Genomic DNA, 10,697 nt, shown 5'->3' on the forward strand with positions numbered 1-10,697 from the left:
GCGTCGGCGTCGGCTGACACAAACCCTCGCCGATCCGCCATGGCCCCGTCGCGGCCCGCGTCGTAGCCTTCCGGCGGGCATCGCATGGGACGCGAGGAGCCGCCATGGACGGCCGGGCCTCTCGCCGCGGCGCAGGCTACACCCTCCAGGAGGCGCTCGTCGCCCTCGCCGTCGGCGCTTTCGTCACCGCGGGCGTCGTCCCGACGCTCGCCGACCTCGTCGCCGGCGAGCGCGTCACCGCCGCCCTCAACGACCTCCTCGCCGACCTCCACGCCGCCCGCGCCGCCGCCGTCCAGCGCCGCGGCCAGGTGGTCCTCTGCCCCTCCGCCGACGGCGCCGCCTGCCTCGCCGAGCCGCACTGGGAACGGGGCTGGATCGTCTTCGTCGACACCGACCGCGACCGCGAGCACGACGCCGGCGAGCCGCTGCTCTCGGCGCACGGCCGCCTCGCCGGCCTGACCCTGCGCTCGAGCCTCGCCCGCCGCCGCATCGCCTACCGCCCCGACGGCACGTCCCCCGGCACCAACGCCACCCTCACCGCCTGCCCCGCCACCGACGTCCCGCCCCGGCGCATCGTCCTCTCCAACACCGGCCGCCCCCGCATCGCCGAGGCCGCGCCCTCCGCCTGCGCCGGCACCGCCTGACCCCGCCCCTTCCCCCCGCCGGCGGCAGCGGCCTATCCTTGCCCGCGGGGACGCCCCCTGGCGCCTGCACCGCAAGGAAGACGCCCATGCCGGATCCTGCCGCCCTGCTCGCCTTCTTCGCCGCCTCGGTGCTCCTCGCCCTGGCCCCGGGGCCCGACAACCTCTTCGTCCTCGCCCAGTCGGCCCAGCACGGCGCCCGCGCCGGCCTGCTCGTCACCCTCGGCCTCTGCACCGGCCTGCTGGTGCACACCGGCGCCGTCGCCCTGGGTCTCGCCGCCCTCCTCGCCGCCTCCACGGCCGCCTTCACCGCCCTCAAGCTCGCCGGCGCCGCCTATCTCCTCTGGCTCGCCTGGCAGGCCTGGCACGCCGCGCACCCGGCCGCCACCCCGGCCCTCGCCGGCCCCCGCCGGCGCGCCCTCTACCTGCGCGGCATTGTCATGAACGTCACCAACCCCAAGGTGACGCTGTTCTTCCTCGCCTTCCTGCCCCAGTTCGCCGACCCCGCCCGCGGCCCCGTGGCGCCCCAGGTCCTCGCCCTCGGCGCCCTCTTCATCCTCGCCACCATCCTCGTCTTCGGCGCCGTCGCCCTCCTCGCCGGCGGCATCGGCGCCTGGCTGCGCCGCACACCCCGCGCGGGCCTCGCCCTCAACCGGCTCTCGGCCCTGCTCTTCGCCGGCCTCGCCCTGCGCCTCGCCACCGCGCGCTGAGGACCCGGGACGACGGTTGACCCCCCTCACGCCTTGCCCTACGATAGCGGCCCGCTCGCAAGCGGCACCGTTCCCCGGTAGCTCAGTTGGTAGAGCAGCTGGCTGTTAACCAGCGGGTCGGCGGTTCGAGCCCGTCCCGGGGAGCCATTCCCGAAACAAAAGGCCTGGCAACCCACACCAGGCCTTTTTCGTTTGTCCGACCCAGGCTCTCACCGCCTCTCGGCGGCTGACCGCCGCCATCCCTGGCCACGGCCCTTCCGGCGCACTGCGTGCGTCCGATTCCGCTCCCGGCGGAATCTTCGAGCCCGTCCCCGGGAGCCAGACCCCACCAAGGCCCGGCGCCCCCCCGGCGCCTGCCCCGCGGGCTCCGGCATCCCACACGGTCCGCGCCCGCCTGTTGGCCGCCCCCGCAAGGCCATGCCATCCTTACCGTTGTCGCCGCCGCCGGCGGCCTCCGCCGGCCGCAAACCACCGGCCCCGGAAGCAGAAGGAACGCACCGAGACAGCAAGGAGCACATCCCCGATGGCGGAGCCCTTGGCGGATCAGGTCCTGCGAAAGATCGGCGAGGTGTGCTCCCTCTATCACCGCCTGATCCTGATGGTGGGCCCGGCGGGAAGCGGGAAGACGTCCGCGTTGCAGGAGGTGTCGGCCTCGACCTCCGCACCGCTCGTCAACGTCAATCTCGAGCTGTCTCGCCGGATGCTGGACCTAAGCGCACGCCAACGGGCTCTGCAGGCTCCAAGGCTCTTGGGCGAAATCGTGGGTGAAGCCACAGGCGAGCTGGTTTTGCTTGACAACATCGAGATCCTTTTCGATGTCCACCTGAAGCAGGACCCTTTGCGTCTGCTTCAGGGATTGTCCCGGAACAAGACGATCGTGGCCGCCTGGAGCGGATCTATCGTGGATGGTCACATGACCTACGCTGTCCCGGATCACCCCGAATACCGCTGCTACCCGCTTCGTGATTTTCTGGTGGTGAATCTGGACCCAGGGAGCGGGAAGAGAAGATAGGGATCGCGGCATGAGCAGTGTGCTGCAATCAATGATCAGGGCACTGGATCTAGAGATTGCCGCTATCAAGAAGAAAGGGGGGGGCACTCAGGTCGAGCTGCGTGGCGGTGAGCGCGTCGGCCAGGCCGAAGGGTCGTGGCTCTACAGCTTTGTGGTAACCGAGGACCTGAATCTACGTGACGACACACCTGTGCGGGTCGCGGTCGGCCAAGAGGACGTGCGTGGCGTCATCGTGTCGCTCAAGGACGGCGTGCTACTGGTCGCTCTCGAGCAGGATCTCGGACTCAGGATCGCGGCCGCGCGGCTGGTCGCCGATGACGCGTTCCTCATCGAGCGTCTCATGGAGCGACTCCAGAAGGTCCAGAGCGGCGAGGTCCAGCATTGCCGGTCGGCCGCAGAGCGCGCGATCGGACAGGCCCCGCCGGACACGGCCGATGTGGAGCCGCACCCGAGCGTGACGAGCGACGGTGCGCTGAACGCGGATCAGATGAGTGCCCTGCGCCGCTCGCTCGGCAGCGATACGACCTTCGTCTGGGGTCCGCCCGGCACAGGCAAAACGACGACGCTCGCACGCATCGTTGAGGGCCATTACCGTGCGGGGCGTTCAGTGCTCCTCGTTTCCAACACGAACATCGCCGTCGACACCGCGCTCGAGCGAGTGGCTGAACGTCTCAAGGGCGAGCCTGAGTTCCACCAGGGCCTCGTAATCCGGCAGGGACCGGTCGTAAAAGAGGAGCTGCGCTGCCGATTCGGCTCCCAGGTGATCCTCGATGAGATCGTCGCCCGGCTTGGCGAGGGGCTTCACAGCGAGAAGGACGCCATCACTCGCGAAGCCGCCTCGCTCGAGGCCGAAGAGCGCTCCCTCGCGGCTGCGCTCCGGGACCTCGAGACGGTGGCGCAGGCCCGCCAGACCCTCGAGGCCCGCAGCCGGGCGCGCGAGACTGCGCTGTCCACGATCGACGCGCGGGAGCGAGAGGCGAACAGCCACCGTGAGCGTGCGGCGAAGCTTGCGGCTGACCTAGAGCGGGCCCGGAGGATGGGTGCGATCCGGCGCTTCTTCTCCGGGCTCAATCCAGAGCGACTGGAGCGCGAGCGGGCGGCGGCGGAGCGGCAGGCCCAAGCGGCGACCGAGGCGGCCCGCGCGCTCGCCGCGGACATCCCCAAGCTCGACACCGAGATCGCGGCTCTCCAGGCGGAGGTCAACACCCTGTTGACGAGCATCGCTCATCATCCGCCCGAGCCGGCGATCCGCGATCGTCTCCAGACCGTGCGCGAGCGCCTGAGGGAGATCCACGAACGCATCGCCACCATCGATCGCGAACTGGCCACCCTCGAGCAGGAGGTGCTCGGCCGCTGCCGGATCCTCGCGACCACGGTCTACCGCACCTACCTCGGCAGCGGCCTGCCTCGCCAGTTCGACGCCGTCGTGATCGACGAGGCGTCGATGCTGATGCCGCCGCTCGTTTACTACGTGGCAGGGCTCGGTACCTCCTCTGTCACCGTCGCCGGCGACTTCCGCCAGCTCCCGCCGATCGTGATCTCCGACGGTCCGCTCGCCGAGGAGTGGCTCAAGTGCGACGTCTTCGAGAAGGCCGGCATTCCCAAGCGCCTGGCGAAGCGCCAGCCGACGCCACACCTGGTCGCCCTTGGCATCCAGTACCGGATGCGCGAGCCGATCTGCGCGGTGATCAACGACCTCTTCTACGCTGACCGTCCGCTGCGCACCGATCCCGCCGCAGGCCGAGGCGGCGGCGACTTCCCGCTCGGCACGGCACCGCTCCTCTACGTGGACACGACGCAGTTTCATCCGTGGACCGCCCTCCGTGTGGGAACCTATTCCCGGTACAACCTCTTCCACGCGCTGCTCGTACGGAACATCGTCCTGCACCTGGCCGAGACCGGCTTTCTCCCGCCAGCCGGCGAACCCAACGAGGCTGTGGGCGCGGTGGCGCCCTACGCATCGCAGGCGCGCCTGATCCAGGCCCTGCTCGACGACCGCCTCGGAGAGCGCGCTGTAGGGATCGCAGCCACCGTCCACCGCTTTCAGGGCAACGAGAAGCGAGTGATGCTGCTCGACTTTACCGACTCGCTCGGCGTGAGGCTGGGCCGCTTCCTGCGGGCGACGCGGATCGAGGAGGACGGCGCGCGGCTGCTCAACGTGGCGGTGAGCCGCGCGCGGCACCACGTCGTCCTCGTCGGGAACTTCGAGTACCTGCGCGCCAAGGCGCCGCGCGGCGGCTTCGTGCACGGGCTGATCGAGCACTTCGAGACCCATGGCGAGGCCCTCAACCTCGGCATGTTGCTCCCGCTGGCCGAGCGCGACTGGATCGACGGCCTGCACCAGGTGCTGCCCGCCGGATTCGATCTGCACGAGGGGACGGCCGGGGTCTTCACGGAGGGAACCTTCTACCCGGCCTTCGCTCGGGACCTGGAGCGCGCCACCAAGTCGATCGTGATCCTCTCCCCCTTCGCGACCGGCCCGGGCACGGCGCGCTGGGCCGAGGCGCTGCGGGCAGCGGTCGCGCGCGGCGTGCGGGTGCGCGTGGTCACCCGTCCTGCGGAGGAGTTCGGCGTCGGGGGCACTGCCGAGGTGAGCGAGGTGGTCCGCGGCCTGCGCGAGATCGGTGTCACCGTGGACCTGCGCGCGCGTATGCATGAAAAGGTCGCGATCCTCGACGGCCGCATCCTGTGGCACGGCTCGCTCAACATTCTCTCCCACCGCGACACTTCGGAGAGCATGCTGCGCCTCAAGAGCCCGGCCGCGTGCCGGCAGCTCGGCCGCTTCCTCAGCCCACCGGCCGGCCGCCGCGAGGAGGACGCGCCGGCCTTCGCCGCTGCCGCCAATCCGGAGTGCCCGAAGTGCGGCGGACCGACGGTGTGGAGGGACGGGCGGTACGGCATCTGGTTCGAGTGCGAGGACCCCGATTGCGACGGCAAGATCGATGCCCGCCGTCGCGGTGCCGGCGGAACGCGCGGCGGAGAACGGCGCAGAGGCACACGGGCGACGGGTAGCATCCCCTGCCCCGAGCCCGGATGCAGCGGTACGCTGCGCGAGTGCAACGGCCGCTACGGAGCGTTCCTGGGCTGCTCAAACTACCCGAAATGCCGACACACAGAACCCGTGGAGTAAACCATGAAATATGGAGACCTGATCCAATTCGAGCCCATCGAGTCCGTAGTCCAGCTACGGGATGCCGATGAGGCCGCAGCTGCCCGCCAGCTGGTCAGCACCTATGTCATCTCCGACGAGATGGCCGAGAAGCTGACCGGCCTTGTGATCCGCCAGCTTCAGTTCGACCAGCCCGTCGATAACAAGGGGCTGCTTGTCGTGGGCAACTACGGCACCGGTAAGTCACACCTGATGTCGGTGATCTCCAGCATCGCCGAGCACGCGGACCTGCTTTCCGCCCTGGGCAACGCACAGGTGGCACAAGCAGCAAGAGCGATCGCCGGCAAGTTCAAGGTGGTCCGCACCGAGATCGGGGCCACCACCATGTCGCTGCGGGACATCCTCGTCGGCGAGCTGGAAGAGCACCTGGCCGCCATGGGCGTGACCTACACCTTCCCGGATGCCAGCCAGGTCCCCAACAACAAGCGGGCCTTCGAGGAGATGATGGCCGCGTTCCACCAGGAGTATCCGGACCATGGCCTGCTCCTGGTCGTGGATGAGCTGCTGGACTATCTGCGCACCCGCAAGGACCAGGAGCTGATCCTCGACCTCAACTTCCTCCGTGAGGTGGGCGAGGTCTGCAAGGACCTGCGCTTCCGCTTCATGGCGGGTGTGCAGGAGGCCATCTTCGACAGCCCCCGTTTCGCCTTCGTGGCCGATCAACTCCGCCGGGTCAAGGACCGCTTCGAACAGATCCTCATCGCCCGCAAGGACGTGAAGTTCGTCGTCGCCGAGCGCCTGCTCAAGAAGACCGGCGAGCAGCAGGCCAAGATCCGCGAGTACCTCACACCGTTCGCCAAGTTCTACGGCCACATGAACGAGCGGATGGACGAGTTCGTCCGCCTCTTTCCGGTTCATCCCGACTACATCGACACCTTCGAGCGCGTCACGGCGGTGGAGAAGCGCGAGGTGCTCAAGACCCTGTCGCTGGCCATGAAGGGGCTCCTCGATAAAGATGTGCCCGACGATCAGCCCGGCCTGCTTTCCTATGATAGCTACTGGAACACATTGCGGAGCAACCCGGCCTTCCGTGCCATTCCAGATGTGAAAGCTGTGATCGATTGCAGCCAGGTGTTGGAATCCCGGATCGAGCAGGCCTTCACCCGGCCGGCGTACAAGCCCATGGCGCTCCGCATCATCCACGCGCTCTCGGTCCACCGGCTGACGACCGGAGACATCTACGCACCCCTGGGCGCCACGGCCGAAGAGCTGCGCGACGCGCTCTGTCTCTACCAGCCCGGCATCGAGGACCTGGGCGGAGACCCGGCCGACGACCTCTTGTCCCAGGTGGAAACGGTCCTGCGCGAGATCCACAAGACGGTGAGCGGCCAGTTCATCTCCTCCAACCCGGACAACCGGCAGTTCTACCTGGATCTCAAGAAGACCGACGACTTCGACGCGCTCATCGAGAAGCGCGCCGAGAGCCTCGATGCCTCCCAGCTCGACCGCTACTACTACGAGGCCCTGAAACGGGTCATGGAGTGCACCGATCAGACCTACGTCACCGGCTACAAGATCTGGCAGCACGAGCTGGAATGGCTGGAGCACAAGGCGGCAAGGCAAGGTTACCTGTTCTTCGGCGCTCCCAACGAGCGCTCGACGGCGGTACCGCCTCGTGATTTCTACCTCTACTTCATCCAGCCGTTCGATCCACCGCACTTCAAGGACGAAAAGAAGGCCGATGAAGTGTTCCTTCGCCTGACCAACACGGACGAAGAGTTTCGGACCGCGCTGACGAACTACGCCGCGGCGCTGGACCTCGCGTCCACCTCGAGCGGCCACGCCAAGGCTACCTACGAGTCCAAGGCTACCGGATTCCTGCGGGACCTGGTGGGCTGGCTGCAGAAGCACATGACCGATGCCTTCGAGGTGACCTACCAGGGACGCACCAAGTCGCTGGTCGAATGGGCCAAAGGCAAGTCCATCCGCGAGCTGTCCGGGCTCGCCTCCCATGAGCGGATCAACTTCCGCGACCTGGTGAACACCATCGCCGGCATCGTCCTGTCCGCACACTTTCAGGACCAGGCGCCCGAGTATCCGTACTTCTCGGTGCTCATCACGGGCCAAAACCGCGAGCAGGCAGCCCAGGACGCCCTGCGCGCCATCGCCGGACAGAATCGCACCAAGCAGGCGACCGCCGTGCTCTACGCCCTGGAGCTCCTCGATGGCGAGCGGCTCGATCCGTACCGCTCCAAGTACGCGAAGCACATCCTGAACATCCTCAAGAAGAAGGGGCATGGCCAGGTGGTCAACCGCTCGGAGCTGATCCAGGAGGTCTACGGCGTTGAGTACTTCGCACCGGACAAGGGCTACCGTCTGGAGCGCGAATGGGCTGTCGTGGTCCTGGCCGCGCTGGTCTACTCCGGTGACCTGGTGCTTTCGATTCCCGGCAAGACGTTCGACGCCACCGGGCTGCCGCAGCTCGCCGCCACGCCGATGAAGGACCTGGTCGTCTTCAAGCATATCGAGCGGCCCAAGGACTGGAACCTGCCCGGCCTCAAGGCGCTCTTCGAGCTGCTCGGACTCACGCCGGGCATGGCACAGCTCGTCACCCAGGGCAAGGAAGAGCCGGTCCAGCAGCTCCAGAAAGCCATCTCCGCGGTGGTGGAGAAGCTGGTCCTGGTCCAGCAGAGTCTGCAAAGCGGCCTGCCGTTCTGGGGCAGGAACCTGCTCGCCGAGGAGGAAGCAGCCCAACTGCGCGACCGCCTCGACCAGACCAAGACCTTCCTGGAATCCCTCCAGGCCTACTCCTCGCCCGGCAAGCTCAAGAACTTCCGCTACGACGCCCAGGAGGTGAAGCGTCACGAAGACAATCTTTCGGCCCTCTCGGAGATCGAGTCCCTGCAGGAGTTGGTGAGCGACCTGGGCCCGGTAGCCTCCTATCTCTCCACCGCCGAGGCGGTGCTGCCCACGAACCACGAATGGGTGGAGCGGATGAAGGCGACGCGAGATGCGGTGCTCGCGCAAGTGTCGGACCCGGCCCAGCGCACGTCCAGCGCTTTCCGCCAGCAGACCCTGCGCAAGCTCACCGACCTCAAGAAGTCTTACGTGCAAGCCTATCTCGCCATGCACACCCGGGCCCGCCTGGGCGTGAACGAGGACAAGCGCAAGAGCGCGCTGATGGGAGACGAGCGGCTCAAAACCCTCTCGAGGCTCTCCACCATCGACCTGATGCCGCGCCAGCACCTGACCGATTTCCAGAACCGCCTGGCCGGCCTGAAGAGCTGCTTCGCGCTCACCGAGCAGGACCTCGACGCATCGCCGGTCTGCCCGCATTGCTCCTTCCGGCCCGGCACGGAGGGCGTGGCCGCACCTGCAGCGACGGTGCTCGAGCATCTGGACACGGAGCTGGACAAGCTCCTCGACGACTGGACCCAGACGCTGCTGGCCAACCTGGAGGACCCGACCACCCGCGGCAACCTCGACCTGCTCAAGCCCGAGCCCAGGAAGCTGGTGGACGCCTTCCTCAAGGAACGGAAGCTGCCCGACGCGCTGGGCCAGGATTTCATTCACGCCCTGCAGGAGGTGCTCTCCGGGCTGGTCAAGGTCGCGGTGAAGACCGAGGATCTGCGCGCAGCGCTTCTCAAGGGCGGCTCACCCGCGACGCCCGCGGAGATGAAGAAACGCTTTGAGGAATACCTCGATGAACTCACCAAGGGCAACGAGCCCGGCAAGGTCAGGATCGTGTTGGAGTAGGAACCACGAATGAACACGCATAGACACGAATGAAAAACGCAAGAATTGGAAATGGATCTGAACGAGCTGAAAACGCTGGTTGCTCGCGGAGAGTCTGAGATTTCAGAATTCAAGAAATCCACGGCCCAGCTACGCCGGGCGATGGAAACGCTCTGCGGCATGCTCAACGGCAGCGGTGGACGTGTGCTGTTCGGCGTCACGCCCCAGGGGCGCATCGTCGGGCAGGCGATCTCCGACAAGACGCTACGTGAGCTGGCCGACTGGCTTCGGCGCTTCGAGCCTCCGGCCACCATCACCCAGGCCCGCATTGACCTCGGGAACGGTAAGGAAGTGTTGATGCTGGAGGCGCTGCCGGATCCCGTCCGGCGCCCCTATGTCTTCGACGGCCGGCCCTATCAGCGGGTAGGCCCCACCACCTCCGTGATGCCCCAGGAAACCTACCATCAGCTTCTGGCCGAGCGCCCGGACAGCCGCACGCGCTGGGAGACACTTCTTGCCGAAGGATACGGCCCAACTGACCTGGACCAAGAGGAGGTCTTGCGCACTGTGCGTCTGGGCATCGCCGCCGGACGCTTGCCGGAGTCAACGGGCAATGATGTGCCCGACATCCTGAACCGCCTGGGGCTGCTTAAAGAGGGCAGACTGAACAACGCCGCGGTGGTGCTCTTCGGTACCCGCTTCCTGCCCGATTATCCCCAATGCCAGCTGCGCATGGCCCGCTTCCGCGGGGTGAATAAGTCGGAGTTTCTCGACCAGCGCCAGATCGAAGGTCACGCCTTTGCCCTGCTCGACGAGGCCATGTTGTTTTTGCGCCGCCACCTTCCGGTGGCCGGCCGGATCGTGCCCGGCCTGTTCGAGCGGGAGGATGAGCCGCTGTTTCCGCTGGAGGCCTTGCGGGAAGCGCTGGTGAACGCCTTCTGCCACAGGGACTACACCATTGCAGGTGGGGCAGTCAGCCTGGCGATTTACGATGATCGCCTGGAGATCTGGAGCGACGGCACGTTGCCCGCCGGGCTTACACCTGATGATCTCAAGCGGGACCACCCGTCAAAGCCGCGCAATCCGCTGATCGCCAAGGTGTTCTACCTGCGCGGTGTCATCGAGCGCTGGGGCCGAGGCACACAGAAGATCGTCGAGCTCTGCGTCAAGGCGGGGCACCCGGAGCCCGAGTTCGGCGAACAGGCCGGCAGCGTTTGGGTGCGCTTTTTGCCCAGCGGCTACATCGCCCCGCACCGCGTAGCGCATGACCTCACCGAACGACAGCGGGAGATCCTGCACGTCTTGTCCAAAAAACCGTCTATGCCCCTGCGTGAGATTCGTTCCAGGTTGGAGAATCCGCCGTCTGACCGGAGGCTTCGCGAGGAGCTTTTGCATCTGAAGAAGCTGGGCTTGGTGTCGTCGTCGGGGCATGGCCGGGGATCTGCCTGGTCATTGGTGAGACAAGACAATGGATAAGGCGGGGAATAAGG

Annotated in this window: 6 protein-coding genes and 1 tRNA gene; all 7 read left to right on the forward strand. The window is 67.0% G+C overall.

Annotation, left to right across the window (positions count from 1 at the left end; all coding sequences use genetic code 11):
- The first annotated feature begins 104 nt into the window (after nucleotides 1-104).
- The 7 genes from EDC57_RS08815 to EDC57_RS08845 all read left to right on the forward strand — a co-directional run bounded on the left by EDC57_RS08815 (nucleotide 105) and on the right by EDC57_RS08845 (nucleotide 10,683).
- Nucleotides 105-644, forward strand: coding sequence for a GspH/FimT family protein (locus EDC57_RS08815; protein ID WP_123401494.1), 540 nt, complete (start codon nucleotides 105-107; stop codon nucleotides 642-644).
- An 86-nt stretch (nucleotides 645-730) separates the two neighbouring features.
- Nucleotides 731-1,351, forward strand: coding sequence for a LysE family translocator (locus EDC57_RS08820; protein WP_123401495.1), 621 nt, complete (start codon nucleotides 731-733; stop codon nucleotides 1,349-1,351).
- A 71-nt stretch (nucleotides 1,352-1,422) separates the two neighbouring features.
- Nucleotides 1,423-1,498 (forward strand) — tRNA-Asn (locus tag EDC57_RS08825).
- Nucleotides 1,499-1,874: 376 nt separating this feature from the next.
- Nucleotides 1,875-2,363 carry a BREX-3 system P-loop-containing protein BrxF gene (gene brxF, locus EDC57_RS08830; RefSeq protein ID WP_123401496.1) on the forward strand — a complete coding sequence of 163 codons (489 nt, stop codon included), beginning with the start codon at nucleotides 1,875-1,877 and terminating at the stop codon, nucleotides 2,361-2,363.
- A 10-nt stretch (nucleotides 2,364-2,373) separates the two neighbouring features.
- Nucleotides 2,374-5,493, forward strand: a complete 3,120-nt coding sequence (locus EDC57_RS08835) for an AAA domain-containing protein (protein WP_123401497.1) — start codon at nucleotides 2,374-2,376, stop codon at nucleotides 5,491-5,493.
- Between the two features lie 3 nt (nucleotides 5,494-5,496).
- Nucleotides 5,497-9,228: a DUF6079 family protein gene (locus tag EDC57_RS08840; protein ID WP_123401498.1), complete on the forward strand. Its 3,732-nt coding sequence runs from the start codon at nucleotides 5,497-5,499 to the stop codon at nucleotides 9,226-9,228.
- Nucleotides 9,229-9,279: 51 nt separating this feature from the next.
- The gene (locus tag EDC57_RS08845) at nucleotides 9,280-10,683 is read left to right on the forward strand and encodes an ATP-binding protein (protein WP_123401499.1); all 1,404 of its coding nucleotides are present in this window, start codon (nucleotides 9,280-9,282) and stop codon (nucleotides 10,681-10,683) included.
- Nucleotides 10,684-10,697 lie beyond the last annotated feature (14 nt).

Origin of the sequence: Inmirania thermothiophila (assembly GCF_003751635.1) — a bacterium.
In the GTDB taxonomy this organism is placed as follows: Bacteria; Pseudomonadota; Gammaproteobacteria; order DSM-100275; family DSM-100275; genus Inmirania; species Inmirania thermothiophila.

Coding starts and splice junctions, on each gene's coding strand:
- EDC57_RS08815 (WP_123401494.1), top strand. CDS start 105: ATGGACGGCCGGGCCTCTCGCCGCGGCGCAGGCTACACCCTCCAGGAG.
- EDC57_RS08820 (WP_123401495.1), top strand. CDS start 731: ATGCCGGATCCTGCCGCCCTGCTCGCCTTCTTCGCCGCCTCGGTGCTC.
- brxF (WP_123401496.1), top strand. CDS start 1,875: ATGGCGGAGCCCTTGGCGGATCAGGTCCTGCGAAAGATCGGCGAGGTG.
- EDC57_RS08835 (WP_123401497.1), top strand. CDS start 2,374: ATGAGCAGTGTGCTGCAATCAATGATCAGGGCACTGGATCTAGAGATT.
- EDC57_RS08840 (WP_123401498.1), top strand. CDS start 5,497: ATGAAATATGGAGACCTGATCCAATTCGAGCCCATCGAGTCCGTAGTC.
- EDC57_RS08845 (WP_123401499.1), top strand. CDS start 9,280: ATGGATCTGAACGAGCTGAAAACGCTGGTTGCTCGCGGAGAGTCTGAG.